Raw genomic sequence first — 23,557 nt, forward strand, 5'->3', positions numbered from 1 at the left:
ACATAAAATATCCAATCTGTAATATTTTATCATAAAAGTAAGAAAAAATCAATACATTACTTAAATTCTCTTTGAAAGAACGGGACTGTATTTATTGCGGAACTCCTCGAAAGTACCCTCGTCCAGCGCATTGCGTATACGTTCCATGAGATTGTTGTAGAAATAAAGGTTGTGCTGAACGCAAAGTCTGTAACCAAGCATTTCTTTCGCCTTAAGAAGGTGGCGGAGATATGAACGCGAAAAATTACGGCAAGTCGGACAATCACATTCGGGGTCGATAGGCAGCGGGTCACGCTCATATTTCTGGTTCATCAGGTTTATTACACCCTGATTTGTGCACAGATTGCCGTGACGAGCATTTCTGCTGGGCATAACACAGTCGAAAAAATCCACCCCGCGCCATACACCCTCTATTATGTTGGAACATGTGCCTACTCCCATAAGATAACGAGGTTTGTTTTCGGGCATAAAAGGCTCGACCGCATCGATAATGCGATACATATCCTCTGTGGATTCACCTACTGCAAGACCGCCGATAGCATATCCGTCGAGGTCAAGCTTGGAAATTGCCTGCATATGCTTTATACGCAAATCCTCATAGGTGCTTCCTTGATTTATACCGAAAAGCATCTGCTCCTTATTAATGGTATCATGCAGTGCGTTCAGACGGGCCATCTCATCCTTGCAGCGGTATAGCCATCTTGTGGTTCTGTCGCAGGATATACGGGTATATTCGTATTCGGCGGGATTTGCGATACATTCGTCAAATGCCATGGCTATCGTAGAAGCAAGATTGGACTGTATCCGCATGCTTTCCTCTGGCCCCATAAATATGCGTTTGCCGTCTATGTGGGAGGCAAATGTTACACCTTGCTCGTCTATTTTTCTTATTTTTGCCAGTGAAAACACCTGAAATCCGCCACTGTCGGTAAGGACGGGCTTGTCCCAGTTAAAAAACTTATGGATACCGCCCATATCGCGTATAACGTCGTCACCCGGACGCACGTGCAGATGATATGTGTTGGAAAGCTCCACCTGGCATTTTATGTTTTGCAGGTCAAGTGTGGAGACGCCGCCTTTAATAGCGGCTGAAGTACCAACATTCATAAATACAGGGGTTTCTATAACTCCTTTGTTGGTATGAAGTCTGCCGCGACGTGCTCTTTTTTCGCGTTTTATAAGTTCAAACAATTTTTCGTACCTTTCTTTCTATGTTCTGAAAAAGAATTTATCAAGCTCTTTTTTTGTGAAAATTTTGCACACGGGACGTCCGTGGGGGCAGTAGGTGATGTTGCCTATTTCGTAGAGACGCTTTATGAGATATTCAATCTCTTTTTCGTCATAATGCCTCTTTGCTTTTATTGCGGCTTTGCATGCGGCAGTGTGCAATATGTCATCAAAAATATGCTCTACCGTCATAAGCGCTTTTTTGCTGTCTGCAACATTCAGTGCCATGGAAGTTACGATTTCGGTTATATCATCGGAAGAAATTCCTGAAAGCATTGCAGGGACACTGCGTACCGTAAAGGTGTTGTCTCCAAAGCTTTCAATTTCAAAGCCCGCTTTTGTTATCTGCGGAATGAAATCTTCGGCATACTCGGATGTTTTGCGATCCAGTTCTATTACCACCGGCACCATAAGCATCTGTATGGCATCGTTTTTGGAGGATAGCTTTAATTCCTCGTAAAGTATTCGCTCATGTGCGGCATGCTTATCCACCATGACCAGACCGTCATCGCTTTCCACAAGAACATAAGTATTGAATATTTCCCCCACAATGCGATAGGGTGATACGGTCCCTTCCAGCTTTGGAATGTCGGTTTCTTGCGGGATATCCGAAGATTCCGTAGTGATGTGTGTTTCGGTGCTGTCTTTTGGGGATATTATTTCCTGTGCAGACTCCGTTTTTTGGGGAACTTCATTTTTTTCGGAAACCTGATTTATTATATTTCCGCCGGGATTTTCCGGGATATAACGTGTCCGCAAAATTCCGACGGGCTGAGCTGATTTAAACTCGGCAACATTTTCAGGAACAGTTGCTTTTAGTTCCGATTCGGCAGGTTTATATTCCTCTATTTTGAATATTTCGGAAAACTCCTTGAAACTTATAGGCGAATCGGATGGTGATTGTACCATTTTGTATGTATTCTGCTCTGTGCGGATTCTGTTTGCAGAATCGGGTACTGCCTTTTCGGACGGAGTTGTTTCGTTTTTGGGGATTATCCGGATTGAATCGCTGTCTTGCCTCGGCGGTTCGGAGAGAGGCTGACCGGCTGCAATTGGATTTTTAAGATTGCGCAAAGTCATAAGAACAGCGGAATATACAGCCGAATATATTGCTTTTTCATCCGAAAATTTGATTTCCAGCTTCGCGGGATGAACATTTACGTCAATAGTGTGCGGATCTACCTTGCAAAACAACACATAACAGGAATGTTTGTCGCTGAGAATGTAATTCTTGTACGCATCGTCAACACCAAACATTACGGATTTTGCGCGTACATAGCGGTTGTTGACAAAGCATGTCTGATAATTGCGGTTGTTTTTTGAAAACTCGGGTTTTGAAATGTAACCGCTTACTTCGATGCCGTTTTCCTCGTGCGAAACCTCGGTTATGCCCGAAGCAAATTCGCGTCCGTATATTGAATATATTGCGCTTGCAAGCTTGGAATCGCCCGGTGTCTGGAACTTTATACTGCCGTCAGCAATGTATTTGAAAGCTATTTCGGGGTGGGACAGAGCGATTTTTTCGACATATTGTGAAATTACACCCGTTTCGGTAGCGGGCTTTTTAAGGAATTTTCTGCGTGCGGGAAGATTAAAGAATAAGTCGCAAACGGTAACACTTGTACCCTCGGGACAGCCGATCTCTTGCTCGGAAATTTTCTCGTCACCGTGAATTTCAAGGCGCGTTCCTATAATATCATCACGTCGTTTTGAAACTATTTCGAATTTTGAAACGGACGATATTGCCGCTAAAGCTTCTCCTCGGAATCCCAGCGTGATTATGCTGTCAAGGTCGTCGGAGCATTTTATTTTGCTTGTGGCGTGCTTTTTCACACATATCAACACATCCTCGCGGGACATACCTTTGCCGTTGTCACTGACGCGCATATATGCTGAACCGCCTGCTTTAATTTCAACAGTTACGGCTGTTGCACCTGCATCTACCGCGTTTTCAAGCAGCTCCTTGATTACCGAGGCGGGACGTTCAACAACCTCGCCGGCTGAAATAAGATTTACCGTTTGCTGGTCCAGAACATTTATTATTCCCATTATATACTCCTTGCTTCTTTGCACAAATCATGCAGCTTCTCCAGTGCCTCTATGGGAGTAAGAACGTTTACATCGATTTTTTTCATTTCATCGATTATGGATTGGGAAAGAGCCGAGCCCATTGTTATATCTGCTGCGGATTCGGAAGTGTGAGCCGGTCTCTTTTCGGGAGCTTCGTTTTCAAGCTGCTTTAAATACTTTTTCGCAAGTGTGATTACCTCATTGGGTACTCCTGCGAGCTTTGCAACCTCAATACCGTAGCTGTCATCGGCTGAGCCTGCTATGATTTTTCTCAGGAAAATAATATCATCACCGCGTTTTTTTGCGGCTATATTGTAATTCTTTACACCCTTTATGCTTCCCTCCAGCGCGGAAAGTTCGTGATAATGGGTAGCAAAAAGTGTTTTTGCCATTATCTTCTGTGCTGTAAATTCCAATACCGCACGGGCAATACTCATTCCGTCAAAAGTGCTGGTGCCTCTGCCTATTTCGTCGTAAATTATAAGGCTTTTTTCGGTGGCACCGCAAAGTATCGCGGCAACCTCCTTCATTTCAAGCATGAAGGTGGAGGAGCCTTGTGACAGGTCATCCGAAGCGCCGATTCTGGTAAATATTTTGTCCACAATACCGATACGGGCATATCTTGCAGGCACAAATGAACCTATCTGTGCCATAATGACAAGCAGTGCAACCTGACGCATGTATGTTGATTTACCTGCCATGTTGGGACCTGTTATTATGTTAAGGCGGTTATCTCCGCAATCAAGCTTGGCATCGTTGGGAACAAACATAGTCTGGGCATACTGCTCGACAATAGGATGACGGGAATCCTCAAGAATAAGCTTGTCCGAGTAATCCACTTCGGGGCAGACATATGAATTTTTTGCAGCAACCTCGCCCAGTGACTGGTATGCATCAATAGTGGAAATAATGACGGCATTTTGCTGAAGCTCATCCTTGACAAGACGTACTTTTTCGCATATATGTGTGAAAAGCTCATATTCCAGTGCCTGTATTTTATCCTTTGCCCCCAGAACCTTTCCTTCTACGTCCTTGAGCTCGGTAGTTACATAACGCTCAGCACCTGTAAGAGTCTGGCGTCGGATGTATCTTTCGGGCACACTGTCCAGCATGGATTTTGTTACCTCGATATAATAACCGAAAACTCTGTTATAGCCTACCTTTAGATTTTTTATTCCCGTGAGCTCGCGCTCCGATTGCTCAATGGTGGCAAGATATGATTTGCTGTCTTTGATTATGAGATTGAGCTCATCTACATCTGCATTGTAGCCCTGAGCGATAAAACCACCCTCGCGAACCGAAAAAGGAGGGTCATCTACAATAGCTGTTGAAATAAGCTCTTTTATTTCACCAAGCTCGTAAAGCTTTTCACCGAGAGATGCAAGCTGTGGGGACGTGCAGGAACAAACGGCGGATTTTATATTCGGAATAATATTGAGCGTCCGCTCCAGTGCCTTCAGGTCACGTGCGGAGCATGTCTGATATATGATTTTTGTGAGAATACGCTCAATATCGTGCACCGAAGAAAGCATTTCGCGCACATCATCCCTCAGCATCTGCTGAGAAGCAAAATATCCTACCGCGTCCTGGCGGTTCTTTATGTACAGACAGTTTGTAAGCGGTGCTTCCAGCCATCTGCGAAGTGCACGCGCACCTCCTGCGGTTTTGGTTTTGTCCAGAATTCCCAACAAAGAGCCTTTTTTCGTTTTTGTACGCATGGTCTCGCAAAGTTCAAGATTGCGGCGCGTGGAGGCATCCAACGATAAGAATGTGCTTTGGGAATATACATTTATTTTTTTTATGTTTTTCAGCTCTGTTTTTTGAGTTTCGCGAAGATAAATAAACAAAGCGCTCAGCGAAGGAAGAATGGGGGAATCGGAGGACACGCCCAGTGTCTGAGCATTTTCCCCTGCATTTTCAACAATAACGTCCTCCGCGCCGGTATGCGAAAAATAATCTGAGCATCCGCTGTTGAGAGCGCATTTTAAAGTTGTTTTTATAAATTTGAATACTTCCGAAGCATCCTCCTCGCGGGCATTGGTCATAAGTTCACTGGGAGCATATAACGCAAGCTGGTCGATGACAGCTCCTGACGGATCGGAATCGGTTTCGCAGGAGGTAGTGTATATTTCACCTGTGGAAATATCGCAAAAAGATATAGCAGCAGTGTTCCGTCCCCAATAGAGAGAGGCCAGATAGTTATTCGCAGATTCTTTGAGATAAGTACTTTCCGTGAGAGTACCGGGAGTTATTATTCTGACAACTTCACGGCGGACAAGACCCTTTGCGGTTGCGGGATCCTCTGTCTGCTCGCAGATAGCTATTTTATATCCCTTTTCAATCAGCTTGGGAATATAGGTGTCCACACTGTGGTATGGAATTCCGCACATAGGTGCACGTTCTTCTTCGCCGCAGTTTTTACCTGTGAGTACAAGGTCGAGCTCAGCAGATACTGTTTTTGCATCGTCATAAAACATTTCGTAAAAATCGCCCAGACGGTAAAAAAGCAGGTATTCCTTGTATTCCTCTTTAATCTGAAAATATTGCTGCATCATTGGTGTCGCCATGCAAAACACCCGTACCTTTCAAAAAAATTAATTTATCAGTGGCGGCATCCCGAGCAGGTTTTGCACTTTTCTTCGGTGCAACCCATTTCTTCGCCTGTGATAGCACAGGATATAGCCATGTTTACAAGACCGATAAAGTCGTTGAGCGCCTTTTCAGCTTCGTTATACTCAATCATAACGGGAGAAGCGCAGATTTCGTTGCAAATCTCTTCAATACGCCGTTGTATGGCATCTGTAACCGCTTCGTCCCTGTTTTCGTCCTTAAGATGTTCGTTGAGCGCCATTTTCTGAACATTGTATTCTTTTACTGCTGCCACAAGCTTTTCGTCCGCGTCATAAGCTTCCTTCGCCTTTTGAAAACGCGCCATGCGGCCATCTGCCTTTATTGCTTCGCCCAGTGCCTGAGCCATCTCTATAATTTCCATTACACTATCGTTCCTTTCATTGAAAAGGCATCGCCTTTTTCGATTTTTATGTTTACAAACTGTCCGATGATGTCCTGCGCGTTGCTCGGCATTTTAAAATGAACCAGCTTATTGTGGTAACACCGTCCGGTCATCATGCCTGGATCTGTTTTGCTTGGTCCCTCTGCCAACACACATATAATTTTGTTTTCATATTCGCGGTTTTTATTACCCGATATACTGCTCTGAAGCTCCAGAAGCCGTGTCATACGCTCTTTTTTTACATTCTCGGGCACCTGATTCTCCATCTTTTCCGCAGGTGTGCCGTGACGTACGGAGTATATAAAGGAGTATATCTGGTCAAATTTGACTCTTTCAAGCGCCTCCAGCGTCATTTCGAAATCCTCGTCGGTTTCGCCCGGAAAGCCAACAATAAAATCGCTTGTTATGCATATATCCGGTATCTTGCTGCGCAACAGGTCTATATAGTCGAAGTATTCCTCACGGGTGTATTTTCTGTTCATCACCTTGAGTACATCATTACTTCCGGATTGCATTGGAAGGTGGAAGTGATTCGAGATGTTATCATTCTGCGCGATAATATCACATAACTCTTCGGTTGCATCCTTGGGATGAGAGGTCATGAAGCGTATCCAGAATTCACCGGGTATCTCGCATATTTCACGTAAAAGCTCGGCGAAAGCCGGTCTGCCGTAAAGGTCCTTTCCGTAGGAATTTACGTTTTGCCCCAAAAGAGTTATTTCTTTGTAGCCGGACGCAACAAGATCGCGAACTTCCTTTAAAATCATTTCCTTTTTGCGGCTTCTTTCACGTCCGCGCACGTAGGGAACAACACAGTAAGAACAGAAATTGTTGCAGCCGTACATCACCGACACCCATGCCTTAAAGCTGCTTTCGCGCACTACGGGTATGTCTTCCCGCATTACTCCGGGATTTACCGAATAATCCTCAACGAAAAAACCGCGTCCCGTTTGAGTGCGTGCCGAATATACGATAGAAGCAAGATTGTGCATCATATTGGTGCCGAAAACGAAATCCACATAAGGATATTTGTGCTTTATATCACCTGTGCGATGCTCCTGCTGCACCATGCATCCGCACACACCGATTATAAGCTCGGGATTCTTTTCCTTAAGATGCTTAAGGCCACCCGTGTTTGAAAGTGCCTTTAATTCTGCGTGCTCGCGCACTGCGCAGGTGTTTACTATTATAAGGTCGGCGTTGGCTTTGCAGTCTGTTTTTTCATATCCTGCCGATGTGAGTATACCAAGTATCCTCTCGGTGTCCGCTTCGTTTTGCTGACAACCGTAGGTTTCGGTGTAAACACGCGGTAAATGTCCGCGTAAAGCTTCAAACTGTCCGTTAAGCGCTTTAAGAAGCTGTATTGATTTATCTAGCTCGGTTTCATGCAAAACCAGTCTTTTGGATGGCAAAATAAGTCACTCGTTTCATTATAATAATCAATGTATAATTATATCATATTTTGTTGTACATGTCAACCGGAAACACGATATTTATTTTACCCATCTGTTCGTTTTTCATTATTATGTACAAAACTAAAAGGTATGACGCTTCACAGTGTCATACCCGTATTTTATCATTGTTTTTCTTTAACCATCTGCATGTACGGCAGAACTTCAAACCCCATTTTGCTATACAGCTTTACCGCACGCTCGTTTTCTTCTTCTACCTCAAGCCTGAGTCTGCGTGCATAACCGAAATTTTGTTCAACATGAGCGAAAAGTTCCCTTGCAAGTCCCTTGGAGCGGTACTGCGGTTTTACATATATATCCTCAAACCACATGCAGAATCCGCCGGCTTCGGTACAGAATTGCTTGGAAAGAGTGGAATATCCCGCGACTTTTCCGTCATATTCCATTATGAATATTCGCAGATAAAGTTTGGAATTTACAGCCTCGTTGAAGGCCCTCAGATGGTATTCGTCCGGCAGGGGATGAAGCACAGCATCGGAAGCGTAAAACTCATGCGCCATATCGAGGAAATCTTGTTTGTCGTTTGAAGTTATTTCACGTATCATATTTTTTCTCCAGTTTTATTTTTTATCTGTATTTTACAACAAAAACATGAAAAAATCAAGCCGTACAGAAAATATCTGTACGGCTTCAGTGTGTCGATAAACCTATCGACACACTGTGAGACTTTCGAAAAGTCAGGGATATTTTGCTGATTTAAGCCTGTCGGCGTACAAAGGTACGGTAAGGCTTGAAGCGGCAAAAAGCGACAAACAGCAGGTGATATTCGATGTATCACCTGCTGTTAAATTTTTTTGATTTATTTTCGTCTTTTTGAAATATATTTTATTTCCGTCGCGGTATCACGACTTTCTCGAGAGTCTGAAGCCGTACAGAAAATATCTGTACGGCTTGATAAACATTTTATGCTATTGTGAAGAATTCTCCCATGCCCCAGTCGAGTGTCACGGTGTAGTAACCGTCAACAGGAGTCAGAACGGTGGGCGCTCCGCTCTTATAAGAGGTTACGGTTCTGTTGTCGGCAATCTTGAATTTTATTGTTGCACTCTTCTTTTCAAGAAGCTCGGTCATGTTAACAAGTGTAAATGCGTGTCCGTTGCCATCCTTTTTGTCAAAGCAACCTACCAGAAGAGGCTCATCACATATTATTTCGGTGATGGCATCAAAGTCCTTGTATTCATTTGATATCTTGAGATAAGGTGTTTTCGATGTGCAGTTAACGGTAAACGCACCGACATTGTTATACTGAATGAATGTATCGGAAATCGCCTTGATTACAGAGATTACAGCCTTGGAATCATCGTATGCCTGCGTGGTCTGCATGGTACTTCTGTCAATGAGAGAGGGGAAGTTTTCATTGCCCTCGTAGTACCACCAGATAAGATTGCGGCATCCGAAAGAAAGCAGAGTGAAGCACTGCCAGTAGTATTCGTTGAGGACAGGAGTGCGTTTACTGCCGTTGAAGCCAAATGCCTGGAGACAGCACCAGAATTCCTTTCCGTGGTCGCGTGCGGAAGATGCAACCTGGTTAACGCTTTCGACATAATCGTTATAAGTGCTTGCGGAGTGCAGAGGATAAATGTCCACACAAATATATGTGGTGTCAAACTTTTCACAATACTCATCACAATACTTTCTGTAAAGGTTGGGGTCGGAATCGTAGTATTCGATAGCCGCCGCGCCTGCATCGTATTTGAGCTGTGCCGCATTTGCGTACATGGGAAGAAGGTTGATAAACGGTACCTTTCCGGGAAGCTTTTGGATATAATCATTTGCACATGCGGAGAGCGCGTCAAACTGTGTGGTTCCTGGCTCGTCACCCAGATAAGAACCGCCGAAGGAAGGATGATCGTAAATGGCGGCATTCATAAATACAGGGTTTGCGTTGGTATCGAGAGAACGGGACATAGAGCCTGTGAACATTTCAACCGCGTATTTATCCGCAAGATCGTATGTGTCGGGTGTAACAAAGCCCATTCCGACAACATTATCAAAGCCTGCGTTAGCAAGTGTTTCAAAGAAGTTGCCTTCGTTGGGGTTTATATAATAGCTCCACACGCCGATTCTTATGCGGTCACGCGAAATGTATTCGGCAGTATTCTGTGAGTAGAGAATGTTAACTCTGAGTATAGATTTGATAATTCTTTGCATAACGGTGGCAACCTCGGCACGTGTGGAAATGCCGTGGGGATCAAAACGTCCGGCGCCCTTGCCGTTTATTATGCCTGCCTTCTGAATCAGAATAATAGCCTCTTTTTCCTCGTTGCTGAAGCCTTCAAGGTCATTGAACGCTTCGACCTCCTGCATGAGCTTGACATTGTAGTTAAATGCTTTCATGTAGTTTGAGGTGATGAGCGCCATATCCTTTCTGGTGATAGGCTCTTCGGGTGCAAATGCCGTTTCGTTTACACCATTGGCAAGCTTTTGTTCGGTTGCCCATTTGATGTATGGAGCGTAGTATTCGGTGGGTTTAACATCCGCATATCCCGTGTTACCGTCGTATTCGGTCACATCAAGACCGTGCATACGACCGAGGACGGTTATAAACATACCTCTTGTCATGGTCATATCGGGACTGAATTCGGTAGGGGATGTTCCACCGAACAGTGCACGGTCAGCAACAAACTTGATATTTTCGCTTGCCCAGTGACCGTCGGTGTCGGTGAAAGCTTTGGTATTATAGCCTATTTTGTAAGTGCCTGCATTTCTTGCAGTGTAGGTGACATATCCGGCACCGTTCACGTAAGAAAGTGCCACGGGAGTTTCTTTTCCGTTTGCATCGGTGAACATGACAACAGCATCCTTTGCAGTGGAAGCATCGGCTGTGTTGGTTATGATATATTTTGCAGGATCATAGCCGTCGGTTATGCTTCCTCCGGGAATGATGGTCTGAGACATTTCTCTTGTGATTACGCTTTCATGCGAATAATCAAAATCCTCACGTCCCGAGGAAAGGAACTTTTCTGCTTCTTCTTGCGTTCTGAAGAATCCGCAACGGTCAAGATATATTTCGGCGTTCTTATCGTAATAACCGGGGTTGATGGGGTCCAGACGGAATTTGTTTACTTCGCCTGTCCAGCGTTCGGGGAAGCTATCTTCCATGTTGATAATTACATTTTTCCACTTGTTATATTCGAGCGCAAAAGGAATATGGCTCTTGTCGGAATATCCGTTGTATACGGTGTTGGAGAAGAAAAGCGCACCGCTGAGGAAGGTGGAAATTGGCTTGATTCGTATTGCGAAATATTTGAATTCCGAGGCGGGGAAGGGAGTTTCAAATTTGTACTCCATTATTGGGTCGTTGTGCTTGGGAACCATGCACAGATACCCGAAACGGAAGGAAATGTCAGAACCGCTGTTGCTCCATTGGTCAACAGCTTCGTAGGAATCAAAAATAAACTTTGGGGATTCCATATCTGCGTACAACTCCTTTTTGGCTGCCAGCTCAGCCTCTTTTTTTGCGGCTTGCTCGTACATCACGGGGTCAGCATCGGCAAATGCCTGAGCATCTGTTTTGCTTTTGAATATGCCCATACGCGCAACGGTTACCTTTGCATCTCTGTCGGCAGCGTTAATGGGGTCTATGCGGAAGGTGGAAAGATTGCCCTTCCATTTGCCGGAGATGGAGGACATATCAAATATATATGTGCGCCATTCGCCGGTGTTGTTTGACAAATTGAAATGTGTGTGGTTACTGCCCATGTTGGTTGACTGGTCGGTAATATAGAAAATAGCACCGTAATTTACCTTTGATTCCACCTTCATAACCAAAGACAGGTAGTGATACTCGGCAGTGTTGAGTACTTCCTCGCCCTGCAGATTTCGTGTCATGAAGTTGTCGTCAGATGTCATTTCAAGTGCAACTCCTTCATCGGTGGTCGATTCCTTCATGCCGGTGAATTTCCAATTGGCAGTCTCGGTCGGGTCACTTAATATCCATCCTTTGCTTTCCACATCTGAGGATACTTCGGGAGCCGGTTTTGTCACTTCGGTATTTTCGGTTGCTGTATTATTGGGAAGATTCTCAACAAATGCGTCTGCTTCGGCTTTTGTCTTGAATATACCTACGCGCGCAACGGTGATTTTTGCATTTATGTCGGCAGCATTTATGGGGTCAATACGGAAGGTGGAAAGCTCTCCCTTCCAGTTGGCGGAGAGGGCAGACATATCAAATACATATCCTTGCCATTCGCCGGTATTGTTTGACAGACCAATATGTGTGTGATTGCTTCCCATACTGGGTGACTGGTCGGTAACATAAAAAATGGCACCATATGTTGATTTTGATTCAACCTTCATTACCATTGCTACATAGCGGTAATCTGTTGCATTAATACGTTCACCCGCCGCAAGAGCACGTGACATATAATTGTCATCCGCATTCATCGCAAGGGCAACACCGTCATCGGACAGCACACTGTCCATGCCTGTATACGTCCAGGCGTTTTTCTCGGTCTCATTGTCGAATACCCATTCTACGGCAAAAGCAGAAACGGTAAATAGGCATAAGAAGAGAGCAACGGTTGACAAAATAAGTGTGAATTTTTTCATAAATTTCCTCCTGAAAACGTGGTTAATTTATGCTATAAAGCAATTATACAATATAATTGCGCAAATTGCAATATAAATATTATGTTTGGATAAAAAAACAGCAAAACGCACAAAATTTAAATGCGGTATTGTTTATTATGCAAATAGAGAGGGGCCCGCTCTTTTGTATCGTGGCGATGAATAATTGATACGAGGTAAGACATTCAAAAAATTAAAATGGCGAGGGATTTTCCTCGCCATTTATGATTGGTATTATAATCATTCGGTTTCCTGCGGATGAACGTAATTTACCATCTCACGGAACACCTGAACGTTATTTTTGAAAGCCTGATCTGAAATTTTAGCCACCTGCAACCGTTTGTCCGGGTTTCTTACGCACACCAAAGTGTCCTCGGGGAGCATACAAAGCCCGGGGAGCCTGTAAATATCCATATCGGAAAGCTTGAAGGAATACTCGTCAAAGGCATTGTCGGGGATGTCGTACAAAAGGCGTTCTGCCACCAGCGGAACAAGCTGTCCGTTGGATTTAAGATCCTGATAAATTCCGGGGGACAGTAAGTATATAACCGAGTCACCGAAAGCGATTTCTGCGTTGTATCGTTCCAGCATACTGCCTTTATAGTCGAGATTGTTGTTTATGTATTCGCTGAAAAGCTCTCCTTCTTCGGTTATCTTGACACGGTCGTTCAGTGTTATTTCCACATACTCGATAATCTTACGCTTGTCGCCGTTGAGGTCTGCGGAAATAATATCATTGAAGGATTGCTCAATTTCATCCAGTGATGTGAAGGACACCGATGCGGGACCCGCATACATAATATGTGCATCCGGAGCTTTCTTTGAAAACATCTGTACTGTGCAGATTATTATAAACAGCGCAAAAAGCGAGCCGATAATGGTGGGCCACTTGTAATGATACCAGTAGTTATCCAGCCATTTCTGAAATTTCGTCATATCAGTAGCCTATGCTCTTGAGGTACTCGCGGCTTTTCTTTGCACACTCAAGACTGTCATCGTCATACCAGTTGTCCTGTTCAACGATAACATATTCTGCGCCGGCTTTTTCGGAAGCCTCCATAATAGCCTTTACATCCTGAATTCCGCTTCCTACGGGCCTGAATTCAAAATCACGTCCTGCGTTGGAATCGTTCTTGATTTCATTTCCGTCAGCATCAATAAGTGCGTATACGGGACCGTTTGCCAGTTTCTTTGCCCAGAAATCCTTAATGTGCACAACATTGATGCGACCTTTGTAGGTGTCGAGATATTCAACAGGCTCATAGCCGGCGTATTTTATCCAGCAGGTGTCAAATTCCGGATTGAGATATTCCGACGGAACCGTGGAATACATCTTGTTGATAATAAGCTCGTCACCGATATTTTTGAATTCGAAATCATGGTTGTGGTAAAGCATTTTAAGACCGCCGTCCTTAAGCTGTTTGCCTAACTTGGTGAAAAGCTCCATTGTACCGTTGAAGTCCTCTTGATATTTGGCTGCGTCATACCAGGGAATGGCGGAGTACTCAGCTCCCAGCGCTTTTACGTATTCAATTCCGGCAGTGCCTTTTTCAATATAAAAGTCAAGCGCCTGATGAACGGATATGCATTTGAGGTCGTACTTTTTCAAAATGTCTGCCAATTCTTGCGCAGTTTTATCAAAATAACCCGCAAACTCTACATAGTCGTAGCCCATTTCCTTGACAGCTTTAAGAGTTGCGTCAACGTCCTTTTCCATTTTGTCACGAACGGAATAAAGCTGTAAACCTATTTTAAGATTGCTCATAATAATTCTCCTTTTTAGTAAGTTATGAGTATATTATACTTGTTTCATTAGCTTTTTTCAAGCGTTTTTTTGCTTAATTTATTAAAATTTATGCTATTTTTGTGATTTGGGGATTTGATTATGTGTTTTACCGCATTATGTTTAATGATGGTGATGGTGGTGTTGATGCCACGCAGTGTTTTCTGTCTCTATAACACAGTGTTTTGAGTGACAGTGCTCGCCTTGTGCTTCCAGCTCGAGTGTTGCATGGAAAATGCCGTGCTCGCTCAGCTCCTCGCGTATTTTATGTTTAATTTCGTGCGGGTCACTGTTTGTGACAATGTGCATGGTGGCAAAGTTGTTGTGAGTGTCCATACTCCATACATGAATGTGGTGAACGTCCTGCACACCGTCAATTTTCATAATGTGTTCTTTGAGCTCGGCTATACTTATACCTTGCGGTACTTTTTCAAGAAAAAGGTCAACAGAAGCTTTTAAATTTCTGACAGCGTTCACAAGAATGAATAACGCCACGCCGACAGACATAACAGGGTCGATAAGCGCAAAATCTGTAAATTTCATTACGATAGCGCCCATAAGAACCACTGCCCACCCCAATACATCCTCCAGCATGTGCAGATTAACCGCCTTTTGATTAAGCGAATGTCCTTCACGGGTGAAAAATACCGCTGCAAAATTTACGCATAAACCGACTATGGCGAAAATAATCATACCGCTGTAATTGATGCTGATGGGATTTATTATTTTGCAAATTGCGTTATATATTACCGCCAGTGAGCCAAAAAGCAGAATTGATGTAGTGATAACGCTTCCGATAATGGAATAACGTGTATAACCGTATGTGTATACGTCGTCCGGCTTCTTTTTACTTTTCTTTTCCAGAAACCACGAAACGCCGATACCTGCCGCGTCACCCAGATCATGCAGTGCGTCCGACATAATTGCAACACTGCCGGTAAAAATACCGCCAAAATACTCAATTACGGAAAAAGTGAGATTTAAAATAAATGCAATAAAAATATTTTTTTCGGTTTTCATAGTATCCTCCGATTGACTTATGTGTTTATTTGTGGTATGATAAGTATGGTACGGAACACATCGTTCGATAATATTATAACAGAATATTTCAAAACTTCAATACACAAGATTATCGGCTTATTCATTACTGAACAAATTGTGAAAAAAGTACGGAGGAATCAACGTGGACAGACGTCAGCGAAAAACAAGAGAGGCAATTTTCAGCGCCTTCACAGAGCAACTTTCTAAAAAGGAATTCAGTAAAATAACTGTGGGAGAAATTATTGAGGGCGCGGATGTGGGAAGAGCCACATTCTATTCTCATTTTGAAACTAAAGATTTCTTGCTTAAAGAATTTTGTGAGGAATTGTTTTGCCACATATTTGACACCGAAAATAATCGGGAACATGAACATAAGCATATTTTTGAATGCGACGGCGCCGATTCTGTTTTTTTGCACTTGTTTCAGCATTTGCAGAAAAATGATAATAACATCTTGGCTTTGTTATCATCACAAAACAACGAGTTGTTTTTAAAATACTTTCGCAGCAACCTTGAAAGTCTCGTGGAAAGTCATATTGATTTGTTTGATTCACAAAAAAGAAAAAATGTTCCGGAAGCATTTTGGAAAAATCATATCATATCTGCATTTGTGGGAACGCTCAAATGGTGGATTGACAATGGCATAAAAGAAAGTCCGGAAGTTATAACGGATTATTTTTTCGCGGTTGTATAAAATACCAACTTTACAGAATGACAAATCACCCTCAAAGGACATATGTCCTTTGAGGGTGATTGTTTTAAAACACTTTTTCAGTAAATGATTTACGTTCTTAATCCAACGGCTTCATCGTGGGGATTAAACCTTGAAATGTACCAAAACAAGACATAGACATTGCATTTTGCTGTTTTGGTTTGGTTAAACCACAATATGTAGTACAATATCTACTACAGCCCTTTGTTATCCTTATGTTATTTATTGTGGCACAATACCAAAATTTTTGGTATGATTTTTGGTACAAGCATTAAACCCACAAACATATTATAACATAAAGTATCACAAAATCAAGAGAATATCAAAAAAGTTTAAGTTTTCCATTAAGAAAGTTTAATTTTCCCTTGCAGGCTTGTAAACGCTTCTTGCTTAATCTGTGTTGTCAAATCAGTATAAACATCAAGTGTTGTGTCTATGCTACTATGCCCCATAATCTCCTGTATAACTTTTAAATTTACTTTGTTGCTTTCGTTCTCGCACATTCTCGAACAAAAAGTATGCCGTAGATTATGTACTGTAAAATGGGGTAATAATACAGGGCTTCTGTTTTCAGCTTCTGCCTTTGCTGTTTCCTCAGCGTTGTAATCTCTGCATATCCGCTCTATACCTCTGTTTATACAATGGGGATTATATACAGTATCAAAACGATTTTTAAAAATAAACCCGCTATATCCGTCTATTACTGTTTGATTAAATCCCTCTGCCTGTTGGTACTCATATTCTTTTAACAGTACCTTTTTAACCTCGTCAAACATCGGTATAACACGCATACCCGCCATTGTTTTTGGTGTTGTTATGTGAAATTCGCATTTTCCGTTATCTTGCGGGCGGTATATCAAATTATGATTTATGGATATTAGATTGTTTTCAAAGTCGCAATCTTCCCACCGCAAACCGATAATTTCTCCAACTCTGCACCCTGTACCGAGAAACAAAGTAAATAGCGGTATCCAATGACAATATGTTATTGACTTTGATAGATAGTCGATAAACACGCCTTGTTGCTCCGCTGTTAATGCTAACCGCTTCGGCTTGCTCCAATCCCGCCTTGCTTTTATTTCTGCCATAACTCCGTCTGTTGGATTTTTCCTTATCAAATCATCACGAACAGCAACCGCAAAAATGGGGTGTAAAATGGTATGTACAACTTCCATACTGTTTGGCTTAAATCCCTGTTCATCTATTAAGGAATTATACAACCGCCGTATATCGCTGTATTTGATGTTAGAGAGCTTTTTCTGCCCTAATACACCGCTAACATACTTGTTATACATATACTTGTAATTTGTCCTTGTGGATTGTTTTAGCGGTCTTTCCTGTATGTACTCTGCAAAGAAATCGTCAAGACTTGTTTTTCGTGCTGATATGGTGTCTATCTCGTCTTGCTTATCTCTAACAATAACGCTTTCCAATTCTCGCAAAGACAGCGTTTCCTGTTTGCCGTATGGGGTGCTGTCCTCTGGCTTTAATCTCCACGCATAAACACTTTGCGATACTCCTTTTGTGTCGGTGTATCTGTATTCATACATTCCGTTTGCACGCTGATATTCGCCCTTGTAAAGTACCCTGTTTCTTTTATCTTTTCTGTTATGTGCCATACTGCTCCTTTCTGTCTGTGGCACACGATATAGTATTGATATTATACCATACCGCATACCAACTGACAATATAAATTTACCAAATTATTTACCGGTGTTATCGTGTTTTTCTTGAATGTACACATTCAAAATCACACTAAAACACTATTGAAAATCCCGTTGTTATGGGTGTTTTATAATGTATTGTTATTATATCCAATATGTATAACTCCTTGTGTTGCAACAATGATGTATCAAAAATACAGATGTTGACAACCGCCTTTTTATGCAAGAAAAATATATGCCTATGGGAGAAAAAGCCCATAACAATCGCTATTTATAAAGCTTCTATCCTTGTTTGCGAATTATATCCCACCTTACATTTGTTTCTCTACCTACATAATGCTCACTTTTCCACCGTTCCAAATCTTTTGGTTTGTCGGGGGAATTGCAGGTAATATCAATATAAAGCATAGCCAACATAGGCATATCGTACATATCCCACCAACATAAAAAATCATTTGCAAAATCTATTGTGTAGCGTTTAAGGTTTGGATAAATCTTTTTTAAATTCTTTTCCCGCTCGTCAACAGTCAAGTTTAACATACCCCTCTCAACTCCTGTTATATTAAGATAGACGATTAAAAACTTGAAAATCCGCCTCGTTCATTTTTGATAATATTTCCTGTGCGTGCATAGAATGATTGATATTTTCGCACCAACAAGGATTATTATTTTTAATCCAATTACCGCCGTTTTTCAATGGCAAAGCCCACTCATATTTTTGTGATATGATATACTGCAAACAATCTACAAAACTTTCTGTACTCTCACAAATAAAGTGCATTGCACAAACCCCCGCTGTGTCTGTAATGCTTTCATTAAACAGCTTTCCTATACTGTTGTTTATATCATCAGCAGAAACAGCCCACAATAGCTGTACCCTATACTTATCATTACAAAAAGATACATTTAGATATGCGGGCATTTTAACCCTTGCTATAATTGTACCCTTTGTTGAATTTAGCGTTTTATCCATAAGAGATAAATTGTATTCTGTGTTGTTTCGTACATTGTTGTCGGCGTGGTCTATTGACAGATTATTAAACGCCTTGTACTCGTGGTATTTTTGCATATCACTAATAAATGTTTTACTATGCACCCGCTCCGAATAACAGGCAAAGGCTAAATCGTGCAACGCTATATTGACATCTGCCCCGTTGTGCCATACTTTAAATTTCAAACGCCCATTATCACGATATGGTTTTAACTTATCCATTTTAAGAATTGTTAATAGAGTTTCGTTATAAGTTAAATAATCCTTAACACCGTCTAATTTCAGCGTGTATATAATCTTATCATTGCATACCTCTATAATTCTTGTTGCATTATCCATTGAATTAGTTTTTCTTGTCATTACTTGCCCTAATTCATTTCTTATCAAGCTCATACACTCACTCCTTATAAAATTTTGTCGGCGGGACTTTGGTTATTTAAAGCATCTATTTAGTTTTTGACTCCAATCATTTAATTACTATATAACATTTTATATAAATAATCATTCGTACAAATTCCTGTGTACTGTTGCTGTTATTAACACTCGCATTTAATAGCTTAATTTGTATTACTGACAGGCTCAAACAGACTATTAAGATTTGTACTCATTTATATTTAATAAAAATGTTTTCCTGTTGGATAAAACAGTATTTATCTATCAACTATATCAAATATATTATTTATTATTTTTACTTGTATATAGTATTTTATTATACAATGATTGGAGTTATTTTTGCTTTTAAGCCTCCCGCTCTAATCCGTTGTTACACAATGCTTTACAAAAATTTTTAGAACCTTAAAAGTTCTAAATTGTACTAAAAGTTCTATGCTCATTGGATAACGATACAAAGATTTTATCTGCACAATTTCTGCATAAATCGATTTGTAACACTTCGCCGTCATAACTGCTACCATAATTGGCTTTTAGCGTCAACTCAGACATTACTAAATCAGGCTTTCCGCATATTGCACATTTGCATATAAAACCGCAGTTTGATTGTTTCATTCTTTACACCTCTTTTCTTACTGTATTACAGGATAAAATAAAAAAGCCGTACATCACAAGATAGAAAAATCTACTTTGTGAAGCACGACTTACTTACAGCATTAGCCTTTTGGCGTTCTTACAAACCTTATATTCTGTTGTTATGTGTTAATTATACCACACCGAAAAAATGAAGTCAATGTTTTCTCAAAAGTTGTACTAATATTTTTTGAATATAGACACTTCAATTTATAATCCCAAAGGGTGTACCCTGTATGCTGTGGCGTTTCGTATATATAGTAAATGGTGGTCGGGTATATCTTTTATTTATTCAGTAACAAATCAATAGCCCTGTTAATAAATGCGTTCAAGCTCTCGCCGTTTGCCTTTGCTTTCTCTTGGATAAGCTCTTTTTTACCCTTTGCTACCATAAGACTAATTCTGTCATACGCCTGTTTGTTAAATTCGTTGTTGTATTTAATTGCGTTTGTTTTGTCTTTGTATGCCATAACAGCACCCCCAATAAATATTTTAACTTGTATATGGGAGATGAAGCGACTTATACATATAGACACATCATCAGCCGACAAAATACCAAAACTACCCCCGCTATGCGTGGGCTGTGTCAAGCAATTTGTTTGCACCTTTCCCATCGTAACTATATTATATCACAACGCAGTACATTACGCAATGTACTTTTTGCACAAAAAGAAATTAAAAACATTGTGCAATGTGCCTATTGACGAACATTACACAATGTGCTATACTATAATCACAGCAAGGGCAACAGCCCGCACGCTGAATAAAAGAATTAAAGGGGGATAACGAAATGTTATCAGTAAAAGAAATGGAAATGAAAATTGCAAAGTTGCAAGAATGGGAAGCACTTGCAGAAGAAGCCAAAGCAGAAGCGGAAGCATTAAAAGATGAAATCAAAGCCGAAATGCTTTCACAGGACACAGAAGAAATGGAAGCGGGCAGATTTATTTGCCGTTGGACTTCGGTATTATCAAACCGCTTTGACACTACATCATTTAAAAAAGAACACGCAGAAATGTACAAACAGTACACAAAGCAAACATCAAGCCGTAGATTTAGTATTGCATAAGAAAAGCCCCTTGCAAAAGCCACCGACCAAAGCGACACAGCAAAGGACTTAACACCCACAACCACAAGGAGCGGGTACATATATTATATCGTATCCGCTCCATAAAATCAATATTAAAATATGAGAATTAAAGGAGCGTTTACATTATGAAACAGATTGACAAAATGAGTAGATTAACAGGAGAGCTTGAAAAAGCATTTAGACTTATCAATGATGAAATATTTGATAATGAATTACCCACACCAATTATAACAGTTATACCTACACCGAGAGCATACGCCCACTATGTACCTTTTGACATTTGGGACACAAAGGACAGCAAGAAAAGAGAGATAAACATAGCAAGCGGAACACTTGACAGACCGCTTGAAAATATCATTGCTTCACTTGTACACGAAATGGTACATATGTACAATGACATTGTTTTAAACATAGCCGACACATCAAGGGGCGGTACATATCACAACAAGCATTTTGCAAAGCAAGCGGAACAAAGAGGATTGATTGTTACACGCACAGACAAATACGGATATGCACACACAGCCCCCGCAGACAGCTTACTTGAATGGGTACTTGAACATACCGAATTAAGAGAGGTTGAAATGTGCAGAGCAAATCCAACATTTACAGCTATTGGAATTGGCACACACGCAAGCAACGGCGGGGAGCTTAAACCAATAGGCGTAACACCGAACAACCACCACAGAAAATATTCTTGCCCTTGTTGTGGTAACAGCGTAAGAGCAACAAAACAGGTCAATGTTATATGCGGTGATTGTATGCAAAGAATGATAGAGGGGTGAACAAGATGGGCGGTTTAATATGTTGTATAATCGTTGTATGTGCTTCCGCTTTAAATCCTTTACTTGGATTGTTTGTAGCGTGGTTACTGTTTAAATAATAGATATGCGGGGAGCAATCCCCGCTACTATCTAATAAAACAGGGTACACCCTGTATTTACATTTTGAATAACCTACAAAGCTGTAAAAACAAAGTTGTTTTTCAACCGCTTTTACAAAATGTAAAGCATATCATAACTTGAATTTTACAAAGGGGACTATATTATGAACATTGCTTATATAAGAGTTTCAACCATAGAGCAGAACGAACAGCGACAAATCGAGGCTATGCAAATATACAATATTGAAAAGTGGTTTACAGAAAAGGTATCAGCCAAAGACACAAACAGACCAAAACTGCAAGAGCTTTTAGAATTTGCAAGAGAGGGGGACACAATACACATACACGATTTTTCAAGACTTGCCCGCTCTACAAGGGACTTGCTCGACATAGTAGAACAGCTTAACGCAAAAGGCGTACACCTTATAAGCAACAAGGAAAACATAGATACATCAACACCGACAGGAAAATTGATGTTGACTATGATAGGAGCTATAAACGAATTTGAGCGTGTAAACCTATTGGAGCGACAAAGAGAGGGTATTGCAATAGCAAAGCGGAGCGGAAAGTATAAAGGCGGTAAATGTAAAACTGTTGGCAACTTTGCCGAATGTTACGCCCGCTATATATCAAGGGAAATCACAAAATCAGCTCTTGCCTGTGAGCTTGGCATAAGCAGACCGACACTTGACAAACTTATAAAAGAATTTGAGGAAAAGAGGTAATCAAAATGGATATGCTGAATATAACTGAATTTAAAGACTATATAACAGAGAAAAGACCGAAAGAAATAATCTACAATGACGAAAACAACAGCGACTATATGCAAGGCACAGAACGGCGGTGTTATTCAATCGCACAGCCATTACATATGTGCTTAACCTTTAATGATATACTTATAGCAACTAATCCAAACATTGTACAGCTTCAATCCAAAAGCGGTAAAATGAGATTTAACCATATACACAGGGTAAGTATTGATACAAGCTGTTGTCTGCTTGGTGATGTTGTTACATTGTACTGTAACGCAGACGAAAAGACAAAGGCTTATACATTGGTTATAAGATAGAAATAGCGGGGCATAAAACCCCGCTTTACTTTTAACTATTTCTTGGATGTACACTTTCAATTATTTTCCTATGTTCTTGTATTGCTCGTATGGGTCATAGTCGCTATGCCCGCTCCCTTTACATATAGGGCAAGTCTTTTTTTGATAGTACCCGCTACCATTACACGCCCCGCATTTATCATTACCGCCACAGGCTGTTAAAAGGGATATACACATAACTAACAACAGCATTATACTTATAATCGTTTTCATAATTTACCCCCGTTTTAAAACATTTTTTTAATCAATAGCTTATATCGTTTTTCGTCTATTTCTATTAGACTTTTACCGCCTTTGTGATATTCAAGAGCAATAGTATAAATGCCTTTTCTCTTGGCTGTAACGCCCGCAAGCAATCCAACCGGACCCAATAGGAAAGTACCAACGGCAGCCCTACCTACTGCACTTGTAGCACTTTTTCTGCTTTCTTCGTCTATAATATCATAGCTTTTAATAGTGCTTTTATCCAATGGCATATTATTAGCTGTACCAATTATTGACAGATTATCAAAGGCACAAAATATTTCCCCGCCCTCGTAATCTCCCGCAATAACTTTGTTTTTCGCTCCCATAGTTGCATTTCCCCCATATATACAGATATGTATATTATAGCATACAAAATGCAAAAAGTCAATATATCGTTGACTATAATCTATGAAACATAAACCGCTTTTGGTATATAATAATATAATAAAAAGGCGGTGATTAAATGAATGTTTGTGATTTTGGTACAGTATTAAAACAATTACGCAAAAGCCATAACTTAACACAGAAAGAATTAGGCTTCCAATTAGGATTATCAAAAGCTGTTGTTAGTAAATATGAAAATGGTATGGGCTATCCTACATTTGATGTACTAATTTTAATTGCTGATTATTTCAAGGTAACAACTGATTATTTGCTTGGAGTAGAAA

General features: G+C 41.0%; 21 protein-coding genes. 6 read left to right on the forward strand and 15 right to left on the reverse strand.

Annotated features, from left to right (window positions below; all coding sequences use genetic code 11):
- Window positions 1-60: 60 nt before the first annotated feature.
- The 10 genes from tgt to E7588_07335 form a co-directional block, all read right to left on the reverse strand.
- Window positions 61-1,191: a tRNA guanosine(34) transglycosylase Tgt gene (gene tgt, locus E7588_07290; protein ID MBE6689064.1), complete on the reverse strand. Its 1,131-nt coding sequence runs from the start codon at window positions 1,189-1,191 to the stop codon at window positions 61-63.
- Between the two features lie 18 nt (window positions 1,192-1,209).
- On the reverse strand, window positions 1,210-3,276 hold the full coding sequence (mutL, locus tag E7588_07295) for a DNA mismatch repair endonuclease MutL (protein MBE6689065.1): 2,067 nt from the start codon (window positions 3,274-3,276) through the stop codon (window positions 1,210-1,212).
- Window positions 3,276-5,864: a DNA mismatch repair protein MutS gene (mutS, locus tag E7588_07300; GenBank protein MBE6689066.1), complete on the reverse strand. Its 2,589-nt coding sequence runs from the start codon at window positions 5,862-5,864 to the stop codon at window positions 3,276-3,278. Before mutS ends, mutL begins: the two co-directional genes overlap by 1 nt.
- 35 nt (window positions 5,865-5,899) lie before the next feature.
- The gene (locus E7588_07305; protein MBE6689067.1) at window positions 5,900-6,289 is read right to left on the reverse strand and encodes a YlbF family regulator; all 390 of its coding nucleotides are present in this window, start codon (window positions 6,287-6,289) and stop codon (window positions 5,900-5,902) included.
- The gene (miaB, locus tag E7588_07310; protein MBE6689068.1) at window positions 6,289-7,674 is read right to left on the reverse strand and encodes a tRNA (N6-isopentenyl adenosine(37)-C2)-methylthiotransferase MiaB; all 1,386 of its coding nucleotides are present in this window, start codon (window positions 7,672-7,674) and stop codon (window positions 6,289-6,291) included. The genes E7588_07305 and miaB overlap by 1 nt, the downstream gene beginning before the upstream one ends.
- Window positions 7,675-7,886: 212 nt before the next feature.
- Window positions 7,887-8,327, reverse strand: coding sequence for a GNAT family N-acetyltransferase (locus E7588_07315; GenBank protein ID MBE6689069.1), 441 nt, complete (start codon window positions 8,325-8,327; stop codon window positions 7,887-7,889).
- 358 nt (window positions 8,328-8,685) lie between these two features.
- Window positions 8,686-12,333, reverse strand: a complete 3,648-nt coding sequence (locus E7588_07320) for an S-layer homology domain-containing protein (protein MBE6689070.1) — start codon at window positions 12,331-12,333, stop codon at window positions 8,686-8,688.
- Window positions 12,334-12,591: 258 nt separating this feature from the next.
- Window positions 12,592-13,287, reverse strand: a complete 696-nt coding sequence (locus E7588_07325; GenBank protein ID MBE6689071.1) for a hypothetical protein — start codon at window positions 13,285-13,287, stop codon at window positions 12,592-12,594.
- Window position 13,288: 1 nt separating this feature from the next.
- Window positions 13,289-14,116 (reverse strand): sugar phosphate isomerase/epimerase, encoded by an 828-nt coding sequence (locus E7588_07330; protein MBE6689072.1) that lies wholly within the window; start codon window positions 14,114-14,116, stop codon window positions 13,289-13,291.
- Window positions 14,117-14,257: 141 nt separating this feature from the next.
- Window positions 14,258-15,154, reverse strand: coding sequence for a cation transporter (locus E7588_07335; GenBank protein ID MBE6689073.1), 897 nt, complete (start codon window positions 15,152-15,154; stop codon window positions 14,258-14,260).
- Window positions 15,155-15,317: 163 nt separating this feature from the next.
- Between E7588_07335 and E7588_07340 the strand changes: the two genes are divergently transcribed.
- A complete protein-coding gene (locus tag E7588_07340; GenBank protein MBE6689074.1) occupies window positions 15,318-15,869 on the forward strand; it encodes a TetR/AcrR family transcriptional regulator in 552 nt (183 codons plus the stop codon).
- 362 nt (window positions 15,870-16,231) lie between these two features.
- Here E7588_07340 and E7588_07345 read toward each other — a convergent pair whose 3' ends face one another.
- The 4 genes from E7588_07345 to E7588_07360 all read right to left on the reverse strand — a co-directional run bounded on the left by E7588_07345 (window position 16,232) and on the right by E7588_07360 (window position 20,035).
- Window positions 16,232-17,506: a site-specific integrase gene (locus tag E7588_07345; GenBank protein MBE6689075.1), complete on the reverse strand. Its 1,275-nt coding sequence runs from the start codon at window positions 17,504-17,506 to the stop codon at window positions 16,232-16,234.
- 327 nt (window positions 17,507-17,833) lie between these two features.
- Window positions 17,834-18,091 (reverse strand): hypothetical protein, encoded by a 258-nt coding sequence (locus tag E7588_07350; GenBank protein MBE6689076.1) that lies wholly within the window; start codon window positions 18,089-18,091, stop codon window positions 17,834-17,836.
- A gap of 22 nt (window positions 18,092-18,113) precedes the next feature.
- On the reverse strand, window positions 18,114-18,935 hold the full coding sequence (locus E7588_07355) for a hypothetical protein (GenBank protein ID MBE6689077.1): 822 nt from the start codon (window positions 18,933-18,935) through the stop codon (window positions 18,114-18,116).
- Window positions 18,936-19,849: 914 nt separating this feature from the next.
- Window positions 19,850-20,035: a hypothetical protein gene (locus E7588_07360; protein MBE6689078.1), complete on the reverse strand. Its 186-nt coding sequence runs from the start codon at window positions 20,033-20,035 to the stop codon at window positions 19,850-19,852.
- 320 nt (window positions 20,036-20,355) lie between these two features.
- On the opposite strand from E7588_07360, the gene E7588_07365 reads away from it, so the two are divergent.
- From E7588_07365 to E7588_07380, 4 genes are all read left to right on the forward strand, one after another.
- Window positions 20,356-20,634, forward strand: coding sequence for a hypothetical protein (locus E7588_07365; GenBank protein MBE6689079.1), 279 nt, complete (start codon window positions 20,356-20,358; stop codon window positions 20,632-20,634).
- Window positions 20,635-20,780: 146 nt separating this feature from the next.
- On the forward strand, window positions 20,781-21,437 hold the full coding sequence (locus tag E7588_07370; protein MBE6689080.1) for a SprT family zinc-dependent metalloprotease: 657 nt from the start codon (window positions 20,781-20,783) through the stop codon (window positions 21,435-21,437).
- A gap of 262 nt (window positions 21,438-21,699) precedes the next feature.
- Complete coding sequence (locus E7588_07375) at window positions 21,700-22,260, forward strand: recombinase family protein (GenBank protein MBE6689081.1); 561 nt, start codon at window positions 21,700-21,702, stop codon at window positions 22,258-22,260.
- A gap of 5 nt (window positions 22,261-22,265) precedes the next feature.
- Entirely contained in the window at window positions 22,266-22,604 is a 339-nt protein-coding gene (locus tag E7588_07380) for a hypothetical protein (GenBank protein ID MBE6689082.1), read from the forward strand.
- A gap of 266 nt (window positions 22,605-22,870) precedes the next feature.
- Here E7588_07380 and E7588_07385 read toward each other — a convergent pair whose 3' ends face one another.
- Window positions 22,871-23,215 (reverse strand): hypothetical protein, encoded by a 345-nt coding sequence (locus tag E7588_07385; GenBank protein ID MBE6689083.1) that lies wholly within the window; start codon window positions 23,213-23,215, stop codon window positions 22,871-22,873.
- A gap of 137 nt (window positions 23,216-23,352) precedes the next feature.
- Here E7588_07385 and E7588_07390 point away from each other — a divergent pair.
- Window positions 23,353-23,557, forward strand: a 205-nt coding sequence (locus tag E7588_07390) for a helix-turn-helix transcriptional regulator (GenBank protein MBE6689084.1), incomplete at its 3' end; no start/stop codon positions are given.

Source organism: Oscillospiraceae bacterium, from assembly GCA_015065085.1.
In the GTDB taxonomy this organism is placed as follows: domain Bacteria; phylum Bacillota; class Clostridia; order Oscillospirales; family SIG627; genus SIG627.